Annotated in this window: 19 protein-coding genes and 1 pseudogene; 16 read left to right on the forward strand and 4 right to left on the reverse strand. The window is 73.1% G+C overall.

Features of this window, described 5'->3' with window-relative positions; genetic code table 11:
* Positions 1–24 precede the first annotated feature (24 nt).
* Entirely contained in the window at positions 25–1,086 is a 1,062-nt protein-coding gene (gene rpsB / locus BCAV_RS12620; RefSeq protein WP_015882997.1) for a 30S ribosomal protein S2, read from the reverse strand.
* 342 nt (positions 1,087–1,428) lie between these two features.
* Here rpsB and BCAV_RS12625 point away from each other — a divergent pair, with 342 nt between their 5' ends.
* The gene (locus BCAV_RS12625) at positions 1,429–2,004 is read left to right on the forward strand and encodes a M23 family metallopeptidase (RefSeq protein WP_015882998.1); all 576 of its coding nucleotides are present in this window, start codon (positions 1,429–1,431) and stop codon (positions 2,002–2,004) included.
* An 18-nt stretch (positions 2,005–2,022) separates the two neighbouring features.
* On the opposite strand, the gene BCAV_RS12630 is transcribed toward BCAV_RS12625, so the two are convergent.
* Positions 2,023–3,165, reverse strand: a complete 1,143-nt coding sequence (locus BCAV_RS12630) for a tyrosine recombinase XerC (protein WP_015882999.1) — start codon at positions 3,163–3,165, stop codon at positions 2,023–2,025.
* Positions 3,166–3,194: 29 nt separating this feature from the next.
* Here BCAV_RS12630 and BCAV_RS12635 point away from each other — a divergent pair, with 29 nt between their 5' ends.
* Positions 3,195–4,637 carry an MFS transporter gene (locus BCAV_RS12635; RefSeq protein ID WP_015883000.1) on the forward strand — a complete coding sequence of 481 codons (1,443 nt, stop codon included), beginning with the start codon at positions 3,195–3,197 and terminating at the stop codon, positions 4,635–4,637.
* A gap of 37 nt (positions 4,638–4,674) precedes the next feature.
* Here the strand turns inward: BCAV_RS12635 and dprA are convergent, their stop codons facing one another.
* Together dprA and BCAV_RS12645 are read right to left on the reverse strand one after the other, a co-directional pair.
* Positions 4,675–5,835 carry a DNA-processing protein DprA gene (dprA, locus tag BCAV_RS12640; RefSeq protein WP_015883001.1) on the reverse strand — a complete coding sequence of 387 codons (1,161 nt, stop codon included), beginning with the start codon at positions 5,833–5,835 and terminating at the stop codon, positions 4,675–4,677.
* A pseudogene (locus tag BCAV_RS12645) lies at positions 5,828–7,135 on the reverse strand (YifB family Mg chelatase-like AAA ATPase); the annotation flags it as partial. The gene dprA and the pseudogene BCAV_RS12645, both read right to left, overlap by 8 nt.
* 67 nt (positions 7,136–7,202) lie before the next feature.
* On the opposite strand from BCAV_RS12645, the gene BCAV_RS12650 reads away from it, so the two are divergent.
* From BCAV_RS12650 to BCAV_RS12715, 14 genes are all read left to right on the forward strand, one after another.
* On the forward strand, positions 7,203–7,568 hold the full coding sequence (locus tag BCAV_RS12650; protein WP_015883002.1) for a hypothetical protein: 366 nt from the start codon (positions 7,203–7,205) through the stop codon (positions 7,566–7,568).
* Positions 7,565–7,879: a hypothetical protein gene (locus tag BCAV_RS12655; protein ID WP_015883003.1), complete on the forward strand. Its 315-nt coding sequence runs from the start codon at positions 7,565–7,567 to the stop codon at positions 7,877–7,879. The genes BCAV_RS12650 and BCAV_RS12655 overlap by 4 nt, the downstream gene beginning before the upstream one ends.
* The gene (locus BCAV_RS12660; protein WP_015883004.1) at positions 7,876–8,214 is read left to right on the forward strand and encodes a hypothetical protein; all 339 of its coding nucleotides are present in this window, start codon (positions 7,876–7,878) and stop codon (positions 8,212–8,214) included. Before BCAV_RS12655 ends, BCAV_RS12660 begins: the two co-directional genes overlap by 4 nt.
* Positions 8,215–8,252: 38 nt before the next feature.
* Positions 8,253–8,609, forward strand: a complete 357-nt coding sequence (locus tag BCAV_RS12665; protein WP_043347156.1) for a hypothetical protein — start codon at positions 8,253–8,255, stop codon at positions 8,607–8,609.
* An 85-nt stretch (positions 8,610–8,694) separates the two neighbouring features.
* The gene (locus BCAV_RS12670) at positions 8,695–9,063 is read left to right on the forward strand and encodes a hypothetical protein (RefSeq protein ID WP_015883006.1); all 369 of its coding nucleotides are present in this window, start codon (positions 8,695–8,697) and stop codon (positions 9,061–9,063) included.
* Between the two features lie 99 nt (positions 9,064–9,162).
* The gene (locus BCAV_RS12675) at positions 9,163–10,422 is read left to right on the forward strand and encodes a DNA translocase FtsK (RefSeq protein ID WP_050761729.1); all 1,260 of its coding nucleotides are present in this window, start codon (positions 9,163–9,165) and stop codon (positions 10,420–10,422) included.
* Entirely contained in the window at positions 10,386–11,903 is a 1,518-nt protein-coding gene (locus BCAV_RS12680; protein ID WP_050761730.1) for a recombinase family protein, read from the forward strand. The genes BCAV_RS12675 and BCAV_RS12680 overlap by 37 nt, the downstream gene beginning before the upstream one ends.
* 235 nt (positions 11,904–12,138) lie before the next feature.
* The gene (locus BCAV_RS22745; RefSeq protein ID WP_015883008.1) at positions 12,139–12,354 is read left to right on the forward strand and encodes a hypothetical protein; all 216 of its coding nucleotides are present in this window, start codon (positions 12,139–12,141) and stop codon (positions 12,352–12,354) included.
* Positions 12,355–12,368: 14 nt separating this feature from the next.
* Positions 12,369–12,971, forward strand: a complete 603-nt coding sequence (locus BCAV_RS12690; RefSeq protein ID WP_187292816.1) for a bifunctional DNA primase/polymerase — start codon at positions 12,369–12,371, stop codon at positions 12,969–12,971.
* 85 nt (positions 12,972–13,056) lie between these two features.
* Positions 13,057–14,427: an ATP-binding protein gene (locus BCAV_RS12695; RefSeq protein WP_043347160.1), complete on the forward strand. Its 1,371-nt coding sequence runs from the start codon at positions 13,057–13,059 to the stop codon at positions 14,425–14,427.
* 118 nt (positions 14,428–14,545) lie between these two features.
* On the forward strand, positions 14,546–14,950 hold the full coding sequence (locus tag BCAV_RS12700; protein WP_015883011.1) for a zinc finger domain-containing protein: 405 nt from the start codon (positions 14,546–14,548) through the stop codon (positions 14,948–14,950).
* Positions 14,947–15,342: a hypothetical protein gene (locus tag BCAV_RS12705; protein ID WP_015883012.1), complete on the forward strand. Its 396-nt coding sequence runs from the start codon at positions 14,947–14,949 to the stop codon at positions 15,340–15,342. The genes BCAV_RS12700 and BCAV_RS12705 overlap by 4 nt, the downstream gene beginning before the upstream one ends.
* The gene (locus tag BCAV_RS12710; protein ID WP_015883013.1) at positions 15,339–15,548 is read left to right on the forward strand and encodes a hypothetical protein; all 210 of its coding nucleotides are present in this window, start codon (positions 15,339–15,341) and stop codon (positions 15,546–15,548) included. The genes BCAV_RS12705 and BCAV_RS12710 overlap by 4 nt, the downstream gene beginning before the upstream one ends.
* Entirely contained in the window at positions 15,541–16,536 is a 996-nt protein-coding gene (locus BCAV_RS12715) for a hypothetical protein (RefSeq protein WP_015883014.1), read from the forward strand. The genes BCAV_RS12710 and BCAV_RS12715 overlap by 8 nt, the downstream gene beginning before the upstream one ends.
* Positions 16,537–16,577 lie beyond the last annotated feature (41 nt).

A 16,577-nucleotide genomic window follows, 5' to 3' on the forward strand; every position in this document is an offset into this window, starting at 1 on the left:
GGTCTCCTTCTCGCGGGTCGGGGCTCAGGCCTGCTCGTCGGTGGACTCGGCCGGGGTCTCGGCCTCCGCCTCGGCCGGGGTCGCGGACTCAGCCTCAACCTCCGCCTCGGCGGGGGTCGCGGACTCAGCCTCAACCTCCGCCTCGGCCTCGGCGGGTGCCTCGGCAGCCGTCTCGACCTCGGCAGGAGCCTCGGCCACCGTCTCGCCGTCGGCCTCGGCCGCGAGCGGCTCCGCCGGGGTGTCGGCCGGCGCCTCGAGGGCCTCGGCCTCGGCAGGCGTGGGCTCCTCCGTGTTGGCGGCGGAGGACTGCTCGTCGGTGTCGCCCTGGAGCAGCTCGCGCTCCCACTCGGCCAGCGGCTCCTCGGCGGTGCCCGCCTCACCCGGCGCCGAGCCGCCGTGGCGTGCCACAGTGCCCTCGGCGACGGCGTCGGCGATCACCCGCGTGAGCAGGCCGACGGCGCGGATGGCGTCGTCGTTGCCCGGGATCGGGTAGTCGACCTCGTCCGGGTCGCAGTTCGTGTCGAGGATCGCCACGACGGGGATGTTGAGCTTGCGCGCCTCGGCGACGGCGAGGTGCTCCTTCTTCGTGTCGACGATCCACACGGCGGAGGGGACCTTGGCCATCTCCCGGATGCCGCCGAGCGTGCGCTCGAGCTTGTCCTTCTCGCGGCGCATCATGAGGAGCTCCTTCTTCGTGCGGCCGGACGCGGCCACGTCGTCGAAGTCGATCTCCTCGAGCTCCTTGAGGCGGGACAGTCGCTTGCTCACCGTCTGGAAGTTGGTGAGCATGCCGCCCAGCCAGCGCTGGTTGACGTAGGGCATCCCGACGCGCGACGCCTGCTCGGCGACTGCCTCCTGGGCCTGCTTCTTCGTGCCGACGAACAGGATCGAGCCGCCGTGGGCGACCGTGTCCTTGACGAACGAGAACGCCCGGTCGATGTCCGTGAGCGACTGCTGCAGGTCGATGATGTAGATGCCGTTGCGCTCGGTGAAGATGAAGCGCTTCATCTTGGGGTTCCACCGGCGGGTCTGGTGCCCGAAGTGGACGCCGCTCTCGAGGAGCTGGCGCATGGTGACGACGGCCATGGTCCGTCCTTCCCGCGCGGGGTGCCCGCGCGACGTGGCGGGCGCGGCCTTCCGGCGGCACCCGCGGTCTCGGTTGTCCTGCGGGACCGCCGGCTGGCAGCCCGCTCCTGGTGCCCACGCACGCCGGCACCGCCCCGCGAAGGGCGGACCACGCCGGCGTGCCCCACCTCGGAGGGTGGGTCAGTGGGCGCGCGATGTCAGCCGGCGGACCGGCTGCAGCGAGGAGTCTACCGGACGCGAGCCGCGCGACGACTTGTCCCCGAACCAGCCCCGCCGGCTAGCCGACGCTCTCGTCCACATGCTCCACACCCGGACCCGTCGCTCCTCGGCAGCGTGGTCCTCATGCCGACCACGAACGCTGCCCGCCTCGCCACCGCCCTGCTCGCGCTCGGTGCCCTCGCCGCAGGGATCGGCGCACACGTGCGCGCCGACGCCGATCCGCCGCCCGCGACCGACGCGGCACGGGGCCGATCCGCGCCCGTCCCACTCGAGGGCGCACCTGGCTCGATCTACGACTGGCCGCTCGGTGGACCGCCGCCGGACGTCGTGCGGCGCTTCGAGCCGCCGCCGGCTCCGTGGGCGGCGGGGCACCGCGGAGTCGATCTCGCCGCCGCGCAGGGCACAGCCGTGCTCGCCGCATCCGACGGCGTCGTGGCGTTCGCGGGGACCGTCGCCGATCGCGGGGTGGTCTCCGTCGATCATGCCGACGGCATCCGGACGACGTACGAGCCGCTCGCCCCCACCGTCCCCGCCGGTGAGCGGGTCGCTCGGGGCGACGTCGTCGGGATCCTCCAGTCCGGCCACGCGGAGGTGCCGTGCCTGCACTGGGGCGCACGGCGCGGCTCGGACGACTACCTGGATCCGCTCACGCTCGTCGGCGAGCCGCCGGTGATCCGGCTGTACCCGTCGTCCGGATAGCGCGGCCGGCCGTCTGCGTCAGGCGCGCGGGTGAGCCTGACGGAACGCGGCGCGCAGGCGCTCGGGCGTGACGTGGGTGTAGCGCTGCGTGGTCGCGAGCGAGGCGTGGCCGAGGATCTCCTGCACGGAGCGCAGGTCGGAACCTCCGGCGAGCAGATGCGTGGCAGCAGAGTGCCGCAGCCCGTGCGGTGCGAGGTCCCGCACCCCCGCCCGCGCCGTCGCCCGGTGGACGACGTCGCGGACGACGCGTGGATCGATCCGGCCGCCGCGTGCGCCGAGGAACAGCGCCCGCCCGCTCCGCGGCCCGGCGAGCTCCGGACGCACGCTGATCCACGCCTCGATCGCGCGCGCCGCCGGCAGCCCGAACGGGACGACGCGTTCCTTCGCACCCTTGCCGAGCACGCGGACGAGCCGCTCGCGCAGGTCGACGTCGCCGGTGTCCAGGCCGGCGAGCTCGGACACGCGCAGGGCCGCGCCGTACAGGAGCTCGAGCATCGCGCTGTCGCGAAGGGCGAGGGCGGACCTCTCGCCCTCGTCGTCGTCCGCGCCGACGCCGCCGTCGTCGGCCCTCACGCCGTCGAGCACGGTGGCGGCGTCCGCCTCGGTGAGCACCACGGGGACGACCACGTCCGCCCGAGGGCTCCGCAGGCGTGCACCGACGTCCTCCGCGAGCAGACCTGCGCGGTGCGCCCACGCGGTGAACGTCCGCGCCGACGCGCTCCGCCGCGCCAGGGTGGAGCGGGCGAGGCCGGCGCGCGCCTGCCGCGCGAGCCAGCGACGCAGAGCCACGAGATCGAGCCGCGTCAGGTCGGCGCCGTTCGGCTCGTCGCCCGTCGGCGGAAGCTCCGCCAGCAGGTCGGCGACGTCGGAGGTGTAGGCGCGCACCGTGTGAGCGGAGAGCCCGCGCTGCGCCTCGAGGTGCAGCGCGTACCGCTCGACGAGCGCCGCGTCGCCCGGGCGCGACGGCGGATGGTGCGACGCCCTCGGCGCCGCCGAGTCGCGAGGATGGTCAGCGGCCACCGACCCACCGTGCCCTGCCGCCGCTCGCGTCCCGCGACGCCACTCCGAGGCGAACCCGACGTGTCGGTGCCACGCACCCTCCTTAAGTCGTACGGGAATGTATGAGTTGTGCGCTACGTTGGCACATAACTCGGACAGCATCGTTCAACTTCGCAGATGAGGAGCGGACCATGTCAGACAACACGGCACCTGCGACCGCGGGGCCAGCCACGGCGGGCGATCCCGCCGAGCGCCCGGACCCTCGCCGCTGGCGGATCCTCTGGCTCGTCGGCATCGCCCAGCTCATGCTCATCCTCGACGTCACGGTGGTCGCGATCGCCCTGCCGCACCTGGCGACCGACCTCGGACTCGACCGGGCGACACTCACCTGGGTCGTCAGCGGCTACACGCTCGCGTTCGGCGGGCTCCTGCTCCTCGGTGGGCGTGCGGCGGACCTGTTCGGCGCGCGCCGCCTCGTGCTCCTCGGCCTGGGTCTCTTCGCGCTCGCCTCTCTCGTGGCGGGCCTCGCGTCCTCGGGGCCGATGCTGCTCGGTGGCCGGCTGGCGCAGGGCCTCGCCGCGGCGATCCTCTCCCCCGCTGCGCTCTCCGTCGTGGTGACGACGTTCGAGGGGGACGAACGCAACCGGGCCCTCGGCATCTGGTCGGCGCTCGGCGGGAGCGGCGCCGCGCTCGGCGTCCTGCTCGGCGGCGTGCTCACGGCCGGTCCCGGCTGGCCCTGGGTCTTCATCGTGAACGTGCCGGTCGGCATCGTCCTGCTCCTCACACTGCGTACGCACCTCCCAGCACACCCCCGTCCGGCGGCGGGTGGGCGACTCGACGTGCTCGGGGCCGCTCTGGTCACGGCGGCCACGGGTTCCCTCATCTACGCGCTCGTCCAGGCGGGCGACGGCGGATGGGCGACACCGACGACCGCCGCCTTCCTGCTCGCTGCCCTCGTGCTCTACGGCGGTTTCGTCGCCCGTCAGCTGACGGCCACGAGCCCGCTGATGGATCTCCGGCTTCTGACGCGGCGACCGGTCGCGACGGGCACGGTGCTGATCCTGGTCGCGACTGCGCTCATGATCATGGTGTTCTTCCTCGGGACGTTCTTCCTGCAGCACCACCAGAGCTACGGGCCACTGGTCACCGGCCTGCTGTTCCTCCCGGTGGCGATCGCCACGATGGTCGGTGCGAACGTGGCCGGGCGCGTGCTCGGTCGTGTCGGGCCTCGGTTGCTCGGCGTGGTCGGCCTGCTGGTCGCGGCTGCCGGGATGTCCGTGCCCGCGATGTGGGAGGGCACGACGGCGATGGTCGTCGGGGTCTCCGTCGCCGCCGCCGGGACCGGCATCGCGTTCGTCGTCGCCTCGGCGACGGCGCTCGGCCAGGTCGAGCCGCAGGAAGCCGGCCTGGCCTCGGGGATCGTCAGCACGTTCCACGAGTTCGGGGCGTCGGTCGGCGCGGCCCTCGCCTCCAGCGTGGCTGCCGCGAGCCTCGTGGGACCGGGATCGGGCACCAGCACGGTGGGCTTCGACCGTGGCTTCACGACCGGTGCCGTCATCGCGGTGGTCGCCGCGCTCGTCACGCTCGTCATCACACCGAGCACACGCAGGGTGGGGGCGGGACGGCGACGCTGACCCGCGCCCGCCGGGCCGCTGCGACCGACGTCGACCCTCACGCACGACGCCAACCACCGGCGTCGCGGAGCGCGTGCCCGGCGAGCTCGAGCCGGCCGAGCGCCGCACGGACCTCGGGGACCCCTAGCCCGGCGACCCGGGCGACGGAGTCCGGCTGTGCCGCAGCACGACGCGGGAGCGCGTCCCAGACGAGGGCCTCCCGCGGCGCAAGGTCGGCCGGCGACCCACCGGGGCGTCCGGAACCGACCGCCACCTCGGGCGGGGTGGACTCGCCGGCCGCACCGATCGGCAGCAGCAGCTCGAGCGCCTCGGCGACGTCCGTCACGAGCGTGGCGGCCATCTCGCGGACCATCCGGTGGCAACCCGCGGAGACGGCTGACGACACCGAACCCGGAACGGCGCCGATCGGCCGCAGCAGGTCGGACGCCTGCCGAGCCGTGTTCAGGGCACCGGACCGCCACGCGGCCTCGACCACGAGCGTGGCTCCGGCGAGCGCCGCGATGAGTCGGTTCCGCAGCAGGAACCGCGGTCGGCTCGGTGAGCTCCCCGGCGGGAGCTCGGCGACGAGCGCCCCGTCCCGGCCGACGGCCCGCAGCAGGTCGGAGTTCCCCGGCGGGTAGAAACGGTCCAGCCCGCCGGCGAGCACGGCGACGGTCGGGCCTCCGACGGCGAGCGCGCCTCGGTGGGCCGCGGCGTCGATCCCGTACGCCCCTCCCGAGATGACGACGTGACCCGAGCTCGCCACCCCGGCGGCGATGTCGGCCGCGACGGTCACTCCGTACGACGAGGCGGCGCGAGACCCGACGATCGCGAGCCCGGGCGCCGCGAGCACGGCCGGGTCGCCACGCACCCACAGGCACACCGGGACGTAGGGCGCGAGGTCGGCGAGCGCGGCCGGCCACCACGGATCCGACGGGAGCACGACACGACCGCCGAACCGTCGGATCGTGGCGAGCTCACGGCGGGGGTCCAGCCCGATCAGACGCGGCTCCCAGCGGGCCCGCGCCCGGTCCCATCCCCGAGGGTCCTCGGGCGCGCACGGGACCCCGCCCACCGGGTCCGTCAACCAGGAGAGCGCCGCCACGGGGCTCAGCGCCCCGAGCAACCTCGCGGCGGCGACGTCGCCCGGCTCGGCGAGGCGGTTCCACGCGACGGTGGCAAGAACGGGATCGGCGGCGTCGAAGACGAGCTCAGCCACGGTGGTCCCCGTTCCTCAACGTGAGCGCGGCGTCGACGTCGTCGCGGGTGGGTCGCTCGCGTCCGCCGAGGTCGGCGATCGTCCACGCGACCCGGAGCACGCGGTCCATCCCGCGCAGGCTGAGGCGGCCGCGCTCCATGGCGGTGTGGAGCTCCGAGACCACGCCGTGCGGGAGCGGTGCGTGCCGCCGGAGCCACGCCCCGCTCGCTTCGCCCGAGGTGCGCCACGGTGTGCCCCGCAGCCGGGCGGCCGCCGCCTCGCGCGCGCGGCGGACCCGCTCGGCCACCACGGCGCTCGGTTCCCCCGCCGTGAGCGCGAGCGCGCCGCGTCCCACAGCTGGCACCTCCACCTGGAGGTCCACGCGGTCGAGCAGCGGACCCGAGAGCCGGCCGAAGTACCGCCTTCGCTCGAGCGAGGAGCACTGGCAGTCGATGCCCTTCCCGCCGCCGCGCCCGCACGGGCACGGGTTGGCCGCGAGCACCAGCTGGAAGCGTGCCGGGTACCGGGCCGTGCCTTGGGCGCGCTGCAGCACCAGCTCGCCGTGCTCCAGCGGCTGCCGCAACGTCTCGAGCACCCGCGACGCAAACTCCGGTGCCTCGTCGAGGAACAACACTCCCCTGTGCGCGCGCGAGGCCGCACCCGGCCGGGGCACCCCCGACCCGCCTCCGACGATCGCCGCCGGGGTCGCCGTGTGGTGCGGGCTCTCGAACGGCGGCCGCGACATCAGTCCGCGCCGCGGGTCGAACGTGCCGGCGATCGAGTGCACTGACGTGACCTCGACGGACTCGGACTCCGCGAGGTCCGGCAGGATGCCCGGCAGCCGGGACGCCAGCATCGTCTTGCCGGCGCCAGGCGGTCCGACGAGCAGCACGTGGTGACCGCCGGCCGCCGCTACCTCGAGGGCGTACCGCGCGTTCTCCTGCCCCAGGACGTCGGACAGGTCGGCGACAGCGGCGTCCGGCGCGGCCGCACCGCCGACCGGGAGAGCCTCGTCGCCGGTGTGCTCGTGCGCAGCGATCCGCGTCGCCTCTCCGCCGTAGGCGGTGACAAGCTCCGCCAGGTGGTCGACCGCCAGCACGTCGGCACCCGGCACGAGGCGTGCCTCGGCCGCGTTCGCCGCCGGCACCACCACGCGCGTCACGCCGTGCCGCACGGCGGCCAGCACCGCCGGCAGCACCCCCCGCACCGGGTGGATGCGTCCGTCGAGCCCGAGCTCACCCACGTGCGCCGCCCGCTCGGACCGCGCCGGGTCCAGGAGCTCGGCCGCCTGCAGGATCGCGACGGCGATCGCGAGGTCTAGTTGCGCGCCTCGACACTCTTACTAGCGCGAGCCGATGGGGCTTGCCACGTAGCGCGAGGAGCTTGAAATGCGCACGATCACGAGTCTTGGGTACCGGTACGGCGTCGTCACGGCGTATACGGAAGATCGCGGCGACGGTCGCCGGGTGATCCGCACGGGCGACGGCGTGTACTGCGGCACGGCGTGGCCCGTGCGGCACGTCAGCACGTACGACGGCGTGGCCGAGTGGTGGAACGTCGAAGACATCGACGGGCGCGTGACGGGCGCGCCGTGGCTCGCGTCAGCCGTGCGTCGCGCCGTCGCGGTCGCGACGCAGAAGCCGACGCTCACGGTCGAGAGCCACGGCGAGGCACTCGTCATCCCGACGCGGGTCGCGGCAGCGTTCCGCGCGCACCGTGAGCACCGGGCGCGCGTGGCGGGAGCGGACCAGTGAGCGCGGCGACGGCTCGGGAGCCGTTCGCGTGGGACGGCGTGCTGTGGGTGTGCATGGATTGCATGCTGACGCGCGAGACTGGCGAGCCGCAGAACGGCGACCGCGAGCCGTGGTCGACCGGTTTCGACGGCGTCGAGGTCGCGCACGGCGTGCCGGAGTCGGAGCACACGTGCGGGCACGACGGCGTGACGACGGAGTGTGGATGTGCCGTCGCGGACTTTGCGACCGCACCGTGCGACGCGTGCGGCACGTGGCTCGCGGGCGAACGGCACGCCTACGCCTACCGACTCACCACGGGAGCGGACCAGTGAGCCGCTACGGCGCCCGTCGGCGCCCGACGCAAGCGGAGCGGATCGCGGCGCAGCGGCTCGCGGACAGTAGTGCCGCGTGGCACGCCCACGCGGCGCGCGTCGCCCATGACGCGGCCACGGTCGAGACGTGGGCCGACGGCTACGGCACGTGGCACGCCCGCGTCACCGTGCCGACGGCGCACGCTGGCTACGCGCGCGGCATCGCCCGTGACGCGATCGACGGCGAGATAGCGACGCGGCAGGCCGACGCCGCGCCCGCGTGCCGCGTCGAGCGGCTCGAGTCGACGACGGCGCACGGGCGCACGACGGCGCACTACGTCGAGGCTGACCAGTGAGCGCGGTAAGCGACCGCGCGGCACTTGAGCACGCGCGGGTGAACCTCGACGCCGCGAGCGCGGCATGGCTCGAGGCGTACATGGCGAGCGGGGGCGAGCACACGCCCGAACTTCTCGCGGCGCGCGAGGCACTCGACGCGGCACGAGACGCCGTCGCGGACGCCATGCGAGCGATCCCGTACGGCGTCAAGAACCTCGAGGCGAGCGACGTCGCGGGCGACCTTGACGACGTCGACACGCGCGAGGCGTACGCGGAGGGTGTCCTAGACGCCCTCAATGGCGAGGAACCGTGCGCCGACGATGACGCGTACGTCTTGGGCTACGGCGACGCCGAACGTGGCGAGTGGCCACAGGGCACGACGCGCGCGGACGTCCTCGCCTACCTCGAGCCGTGACGCGCACGGCGACCTAGCGGCACTCCCGAGTCGCTAGGTGGCCGCGCGCGCCACGTCCGGCGTGCTCCCGATGAGAGGAGCCATCATGTCCACGCTCACGCCTGCCCCGACAACGCCCTACGCCCTGGCGAGCCTCGCCGATGTCGCGATCCCGGACGCCGTCGACTCACCAGGCGCCCGATGGCTGGTCGGCGTCGCCGACGCGGCAGCCGAGGACGCCTACCGCCTCGACCACGGCGAGCACGCGGGCGACGTCGCGCACGAGGTCGCCGACGCCGCCGTGCCGGTCTACACGGCCGATCTCTGGGCCGTCTACGTCGACCTCGCCGCCTACCGCGAGGACGTCGCGGAACTCCTCGAGCCGACCACGGATCCCGAGCGCCTCGCCCGCGTCGCGCTCTACGCCGTCGCGGCACGCCTCGCCGCCTTGCTCCTCGCCGGCGCGGAGGTGTAGCGCCACGTCGCCCCCCGCCCCGTCGGATCGCTCTCCGGTACCTCACCCAACCCTGCCCACGCACCGACGCCGCCACGTGCGGCGAGGAGGTCCCTCACCATGCCCGCCACCGACGCAGTCTCGACGCTCACCCGCACTCTCGCCGCACACGGACTCTCAGCCCGCGTAGACGCCCCGATCCTGGGGCCGTCCACGCTCACCTACCCCCTGACCCTCTCCCCCGGCACTCGCGTGGACGAGCTCGATCGGCTCACCCGCACTCTCGCGCTCGCTCTCGGCGTCGAGGACGTACGCGTCACTCGTGCCGCCGGGATTCTCGCGCTCGAGGTGCCCCGCGCTGACCGTCAGGCCGTCACGCTCTCTGACGTGCCGATCCCCGACGCCTCTCCCCCGCTCGTGTGGCCCGTCGGACTCGACACGCTCGGCACGCCCGTCTTCGGCAACCTCGCACGCGCGCCTCATGTCCTCATCGCCGGGACGACGGGCGCCGGCAAGTCAACGGCCGTGCACGCTCTCCTCTCGACCCTCACCGCCCGGAACGGTCCCGGCTCGCTCCGACTCGCCCTCGTCGACGTGAAGCGGGTCGAGCTCGCCGCCTACCGGGACGCGCCGCACCTCGCCGGGCCGATCGCGACCGACGTCGAGCAGGCGACGGATCTCCTCGCGTGGGCACTCGAGGAGCTCGAGCGCCGCTACACCACCCTCGAGGCCGTCGGCGCTCGCTCCGTAGACGACCTCGGCGCCACCGTGCCCCGTCTCGTCGTCGTTATCGACGAACTGGCCGACCTCATGCTCACCGGCCGCAAGACGACGGAGCCGCTCATCGTGCGCCTTGCCCAGCTCGGCCGCGCCGCCGGTGTGCACCTCGTGCTCGCGACGCAACGCCCATCCGCAGACATCCTCTCCGGCCTCATCCGCGCGAACGTCCCCACCCGCCTCACCCTCACCGTGCAGTCGCACACCGACTCCGGCATCGCCCTCGGTCTGAGCGGCGCGGAGACGCTCGCGGGCGCCGGGGACGCTCTCTGGCTCCCCGCAGGCGTCCGACGCCCTGTGCGGGTTCAAGTCCCGCACGCGGTCGGCCCGACCACGCTCCCCGAACGCGCCGACCCCGCACCCATGCCTGCCGAGGTCGCCGCGATCGTCGACGGACCGCCAGAGCGTCTCTGCCTGCTCTGCCACCGCTGGCCCGCTCTGTCCGCCGGCGTGTGCCTGGACCCGGAATGCGTGGCCGAGACGGAGGCTGCGTGGGCTCGTGCTGACGCCGCGTTCCACGCCGGCTCGGATCCCGTGATCGCCGCGCTCGAGTTACGGCCGAGCCGATGGCGGATGCTCTGGCGGGCGGTGACGGGACGATGATCCGTGGCACGATCGCGGGCATGCGCGCGGCGTTGTACGTCCGGATCAGCGCGGACCCCGAGGGCCGCGAGCTGGGCGTGGCTCGCCAGGAGGAAGACTGCCGTGCGCTTGCGCAGCGTCTCGGGCTCGAGGTGGTCGCGGTGTTTGCCGACAACGACGTCTCGGCGTCCACTCGGTCGACGAAGAAGCGCCCTCGGTACGACGCGATGCTCGAGAGCGCCCGCGCTGGCGAGTTCGGTGCGATCCTCGCCTACAGCAACTCTCGACTCACGAGGCGCCCGCGCGAGGTCGAGGATTTGATCGAACTCGCCGAGCGCGACGGCGTGCGCCTTCACACAGTGGTTTCCGGCGACGACGACCTCTCGACCGCTGACGGCCGCATGGTCGCGCGCATCAAGGGGAACGTTGACACTGCCGAGTCTGAGCGGACCTCGGAGCGCGCCCAACGGGCGAAGCTCCAAGCGGCCCAGGCGGGGCGGTACCGCGGTGGTCCGCGGCCGTTCGGCTACCGCCGTGGTGGGCTCGAGCCGGAGCCGCTCGAGGCGGCGGCGCTTCGCGGGGCGGCCGAGTCGATCGCGGCTGGCGGGTCGCTGAGGTCCGCGGCCTCGAGGATTGCTGCTGACGGTTTCACGTCCTCCGGCAGGCGCAAGCCGGGCTCCGGTCCGGACGGGCCTATCCAACGGCGCCCGATCGACGCTCTCTGGCTGAGGCGCGTGTTGCTCCGACCCCGGAATGCTGGGCTGCTCGAGCATCGGGGCGGGGTCGTCGGCCCTGCGGAGTGGCCCGCCATCGTGCCGGAGCCGCTCTGGCGTGCCGTGTGCGCGATCCTCACCGACCCCAGCCGGCGGACGAACTCGGGGGCGTCGGGCCGGCGCAATCTCCTGTCGGGCGTTGCGACGTGCGACGTCTGCGGCTCTCGCATCATCGCGACCGGGACCTCGTCACGGGCAGGTAACCCGCGGCGCGTGTACGCGTGCTCTGGCGAGCGAAAGTGCGTGACGCGCGCCCGAGACGTCGTGGACGCGTACGTCCGCGAAGTGGCGAAGGCCTATCTCCGAGAGCACCTGCCGGACCTCATGCGTGCGGACGGATCTGCCGACGCGGCCGCTCTCGCAGACGCGCAGGCCAACGCCGATGGTATCCGTCGCGAGATGGACGCTCTCGCCGCTCAGACAGCCGCAGGGACGCTCACCGTCGCCCAGCTCGTGACGATCAATGTCGGGCTCCGCGAGCGCCTCGACGCGACCGAGGCGGCTATCGCCCGCGCCCGCGAGCGCGTCCGGTTCGCGGATCTGGCGGACGCTCCGGACCCCGGCGAGGCGTTCGAGAATCTGCCGCTGGACCGGCAGAGCGCCGCTCTCGCAGCGCTATTCACCATCACGATCAAGCCGCAAGGCAGGGGCCGCCCCAAGGGGTGGAGGCCGGGAATGCCGTACTTCGATCCCGACTCGGTGGACGTCACGGCACGGCGTTCTCCGTGACAACCTGGATCCCCTAGGTGTAGTAGTTTTCCCTGCAAGCCGAGCCACAGGGAAGTTCTCCCGGATCCCTCGCTCAACTTGTACGCACGGCGGTGGGGGCCGGACAGGTGCCGGTCGTGCGGGTAGTCCCTAGGTGCGCCATAGGCAGATCGACGCAACCGCTGACTGGTCGGACAGTTCCGGGAGGGCCGTAGTCGGGGTGCCGCGTCTCGCTTTCGAGTGAGACGAGGCCCCAATGGCTATCACCCCACCCTCGCACGCGGTTGCCGTCCTCCGCGGACGCGTCGCCGGCCTGAGCAAGACGGCCGATCACCCGGCCTTGCCCTTCGCGAAGCGCGACCTCGACGTCGAGCTCCTCATCGAGCACGCGCAAAAGGTCGCTGCCCAGCTCCCCGCCCCGACGCCTGCACAGGTCGACCGCCTCGTCGCGATCTTCCGGGGCGGAAAGTGAACGGCCGGCCCGAAGTGTCGGACCGGCCGCTCAACGAGGTGCGCTCCTCAATTCTCCCCGACGACACCGACAACGCCAAGGCGCTCGCGACGGTCCCTGCCGACGTCGAGCGGGCGTGGTCGCGCTACCTCGACCGAGGATGGCATCCGGTCGCGCTCTACGGCGTCGCCGACGGCGCCTGCACCTGCCGTGATGGCGGAGCCTGTGCCGACGGCGGCAAGCATCCGGTGCTCAGCCTGGGAGGCTCGTCCTACGCCGACGTGGATCCCCTCACGTACGTGGAGGCGATCGAGCGCGCCGTCGGCCGCACCACCGTTCTCAATGTCGGTCTCGCGACCGGTCGGGCGTCCGGCTTCTGGGTGCTCGACATCGACCCGGCGAAGGGCGGCGCAGCCTCGATCAAGGCGCTCGAGGCCGAGCACGGAGCACTCGCGCCGACGCGCCGAGTCCGCACTGGCTCCGGCGGCTGGCACCTGTACTACGCGATGCCGCTCGACGGGAGCGACGTCCGCAACTCTCAGGGCCTCGTCGCCCCTGGCATCGACGTGCGCGGCACTGGCGGGTACGTCGTCGCGCCGCCCTCCGTGAGCACCAAGGGGGCGTACTCCGATGCCTGAGCACGCCATCGGCTCTCCGCCAGCGTGGCTGCTCAGTCGTGTCACGAAGCGGACGGCTACCGCCTCTCGCGACAGGGAGCGGTTCGTGCTGCCCGAGTCCATTCCCGACGGTCAGCGCCACGACGTGCTCAAGAGCTACGCCGCGTCGCTTCGGGCGCGCAACGTGACGCTGGACGAGGCGTGGATCCTGTTCACGCGCGCGGTCGAGCGGTGCGAGCACCCCGAGACGTTCCGGAAGGCGCCGGAGACGATCCTCGCTGACATCTACAGCCGGTATCCCGCCGGTCATGACGACCCGGCGGCGTGGATGCGCGAGCTCGAGGGCTCGGCAAGCCTGCCGGCCATCGGCTCACCACTCCTCGACCCGTTCGAGGCAGAGGTCGAGCACGAACTTCGTCGCCTCCGGATCCGCAAGACCGCGACGGAGCGTTTGCGCATCGAGACAGCGGAGCGTGCCAGCGAGCCGCTGGACGTCACCACTCTCGCGCATCAGCTCGAACGGCCCGCTCCGGCGCGCTGGCGCATAGGCGGACTCGTGGCCGCGGACGGCTCGACCCTGCTGTCGGCGCAGCGGAAGACCGGCAAGACGACCCTTGCTCTCAACGCCGTCCGCTCGATCCTGGAAGGTTGTCCGTTCCTGGGCCGATTCGATGTCGCGCCCGTGTCGGGAGCGGTGGCGTTCCTCAATTTCGAGGTCTCGCGCGACACGTTCAACCTCTGGGCTTCTGAGGTCGGCGTCGACGCGAGCCGCCTTCTGCCGGTACACCTGCGCGGACGCCTGAACCCGCTCGTACATCCGGAGGAGCGAGAGCAGCTCGCCCGCTCGCTGCGGGAGCGCGAGACCGAGGTCGTGGTCGTCGACACCTTCACTCGCGCCTTCCGTGGCGCAAGTGAGAACGACGCCGCGGAGGTCGGCCGGTTCCTGACCGACCTCGACGTGTTCGTCCGCGGGGAGGTCGGTGCCACGGACCTCATCCTGACGGCCCACACGGGATGGAACGGCGAGCGCTCTCGAGGCTCGTCGGCTCTCGAGGACTGGCCGGACTCGATCATCACGCTTCGTCGAGACGCGGACGGCGACGACAGTACGCGGTACTTCTCAGCGTTCGGGCGCGACGTCGAGGTCGAGGAAGACGCGCTGTCATTCGACCCGAGGACTCGAGCCCTCTCGCTCACGGGGGCTGGGAGCCGCCGGCAGGCGAAGGCCGTGCGCGAGGAATCGGAGCACATGGTGACCATCCAGCGCATCCTTCTGAGCCACGCCGAGGGACTCTCCGGTGCGGACCTCTACCGAGAGGCCGGCAAGCCGACATCGGGGCCGTTCACGCGCGCTCGAGAACGCCTCGCTGGGCTGGGTGTGGTCGTCGCCGACAAGCGCTCCGGCCGCGGAGGCGGCATGACGTACAAGCTCGCCGACCCCGTCCTCGTCGCGGCGAAGTTGGAGGGGGACGCATGAACCTACCGAACCTGCCGAAAACCTACCCGTCGGCACCTTCGAACCTACCGAACCTCCCCTATAGGAGGTTCGGAGGTTCGGCGGGTACTTCCACTCGAACCTACCGAGAGGACGAAGCATGAACACCTTCGCCCGCTTCATCGCCTACACCGACGACCCCGCGCTTCATGGCGTGGCCCGCGTAGTGCGCGAGGGGATCGTCCGAGGCCGCATCGACCTGGACGCCGGGCCGCGCGAGCTTCGCGGGACGCTGTTGGAGCTCGGAGCGCCTCAGCGCGTCCTCGCGACAGTGGTCGCTGCTGCCGTCGAGTGGCGCAGGGCAGCGTTCGAGGAGCTCGGCCCGCTGTCGATCACCTGCCCGACCTGTGGCGCGCCTCCGACGCGCGAGTGCAGTCAGCGCTGGCTCGCCCCGAAGCTCCACGGCCCACACGTGCCGCGCGTCAAGCGTTGGCCCATCGCCCGCGACGCGCAGGTACGGCGCGACCTCGCGGCGCTCCCCCGCAGTGTCCGGAGGTCGTCATGAAGTCGTTCGCAGCGTGGCTGATCGAGCAGACCGAGCACCCCGACAGCGGCCTCGCAGCCCTAGCCCGGCAGTGGGTCGCAGGTGTCGACGCCGGCCGGGTGCCCGCCGCTGGGGGTGTGCCTCTCGTGGCCGGAGCCGTCAGGGATCACCGGCTCCTGAGAGCGCTGGAGCGCGCCGTGGCCGCCTTCCACGTCCAGCACGGCCCCAGGGTGTGGGAGGTCTACTGCAGCGAGTGCGGCGCCCGCTGCGGATTCCCCTGCCGGGAGGACGACACCACGCGCCGCGAGAGGCCCCACAGGGACCGCAGGGACCGGGCCGACCGCTCGCTCTCCGCCGCGATCGCCGACGACCTGCAGGCGGTCCGACTCGCGCAGAGGAGGGCCGCCTCGTGACCCCGCTCCAGCGCGACGCGACCTACGTCACGCCGAACGGCGACCTCGCCACCGTCCTCGCTCGCCTGTGGCCCTGCTGGCTCGTCGCCGACCCCGTCGGCGTGCAGCGCCTCGTACCCGAGGACGAAGTCGGCGCCTGGCGCCTCGTCTTACCCGCCACCGACCCCAGCACGAACCCAACCACCAAGGAGATTCACCATGTCTGAGCAGAACACCAACACCGAGGCCGGCACCGTCGCGGACGCCGCCCGCATCTTGGCCAGCAACGAAGACGCGGCGATCGCTCCGGGCGGCGGCTTCCGCCCGACCACGACGGCGCAGGCTGAGGCCGCCGCCGTCCGTCTGATCGACCTGCGGCCGGAGCGCGAGCAGACCGGCTGGGAGCCGACCGAGGCGCCCGACCTTCCCCCGACGCCCGCCGTGCAGAAGGCGTACGCCGCCCTCCGAGCCACCGTGGACGAGGTCCACGAGGCCGTCCGGCGCCGCCGCTTCCTCGACGTCAAGACCGAGCGCGCCAGGGCCGAGGCGGTGGACGACGTCCGCCAGGGCCGCGAGTTCGAGGTCTGGGACCACGAGCGCGCCACGATCGTCGCCGACGGCGACCTGGCGCGCGCCCTCGACGTCGCCCGCACGGCACGCCGCAAGCTCGACGCCGCGATCGCCGACGCGATGCCGGCCTGGCGGGAGGCGACCCGCGAGGGCCTCGGGGCCGCCCACGCGGACGCGCTGACGGCGCTCGCGGCGGCCCAGGGCGCCATCCGGCACGCGCTCGCCGAGCGGCGGCGGTTCGCGAAGTTCGCGGGCCAGGACGGGCTCCGCGTGGGCGGGCTCGCTGCCGACCGCAAGGTCCGTGACGCGCTCGAGAAGGCCGCGCTCACGTGGGAGTCCATGGCCGCGGAGTTCGATGCCGATCGGATCGCGACGCCCCGCGACGTGGATCGAACCTCGCGCGAAGGGGTCGCTCGCGAGTTCGCGGCGCGCGGCGGCTACACGTCGAGCTACGTCGCCTTGTGGGAGGTCGAGCGGGCCGAAGGTTTCAAGTACAGCGACCACACCCGCGGCGTCCAGCTCCCGCCGGGGCGGCTGGACCGGCGCACAATGCGCGGCGACGGCGGCACCTACTCGCCAGGGCACATGACGCGGTCCGAGGCCGAGCGCGTCGCCGAGCACGGCCCCGGCGCCCTCTCGAGCTGACCACAGACCGTCGCCGTGCCCGCGCGTTGACCGCCCGCGGG

The organism is Beutenbergia cavernae DSM 12333, from assembly GCF_000023105.1.
GTDB lineage: Bacteria > Actinomycetota > Actinomycetes > Actinomycetales > Beutenbergiaceae > Beutenbergia > Beutenbergia cavernae.

What these genes read in the sequence shown, in the direction of transcription:
- BCAV_RS12650 (WP_015883002.1), top strand. Translation starts at nt 7,203, where the DNA reads ATGCGCACGATCACGAGTCTTGGGTACCGGTACGGCGTCGTCACGGCG.
- BCAV_RS12625 (WP_015882998.1), top strand. Translation starts at nt 1,429, where the DNA reads ATGCCGACCACGAACGCTGCCCGCCTCGCCACCGCCCTGCTCGCGCTC.
- BCAV_RS12670 (WP_015883006.1), top strand. Translation starts at nt 8,695, where the DNA reads ATGTCCACGCTCACGCCTGCCCCGACAACGCCCTACGCCCTGGCGAGC.
- BCAV_RS12630 (WP_015882999.1), bottom strand. Translation starts at nt 3,165, where the DNA reads ATGCTGTCCGAGTTATGTGCCAACGTAGCGCACAACTCATACATTCCC.
- BCAV_RS22745 (WP_015883008.1), top strand. Translation starts at nt 12,139, where the DNA reads ATGGCTATCACCCCACCCTCGCACGCGGTTGCCGTCCTCCGCGGACGC.
- BCAV_RS12705 (WP_015883012.1), top strand. Translation starts at nt 14,947, where the DNA reads ATGAAGTCGTTCGCAGCGTGGCTGATCGAGCAGACCGAGCACCCCGAC.
- rpsB (WP_015882997.1), bottom strand. Translation starts at nt 1,086, where the DNA reads ATGGCCGTCGTCACCATGCGCCAGCTCCTCGAGAGCGGCGTCCACTTC.
- BCAV_RS12680 (WP_050761730.1), top strand. Translation starts at nt 10,386, where the DNA reads ATGGCGGATGCTCTGGCGGGCGGTGACGGGACGATGATCCGTGGCACG.
- BCAV_RS12675 (WP_050761729.1), top strand. Translation starts at nt 9,163, where the DNA reads ATGCCCGCCACCGACGCAGTCTCGACGCTCACCCGCACTCTCGCCGCA.
- BCAV_RS12635 (WP_015883000.1), top strand. Translation starts at nt 3,195, where the DNA reads ATGTCAGACAACACGGCACCTGCGACCGCGGGGCCAGCCACGGCGGGC.
- BCAV_RS12715 (WP_015883014.1), top strand. Translation starts at nt 15,541, where the DNA reads ATGTCTGAGCAGAACACCAACACCGAGGCCGGCACCGTCGCGGACGCC.
- BCAV_RS12700 (WP_015883011.1), top strand. Translation starts at nt 14,546, where the DNA reads ATGAACACCTTCGCCCGCTTCATCGCCTACACCGACGACCCCGCGCTT.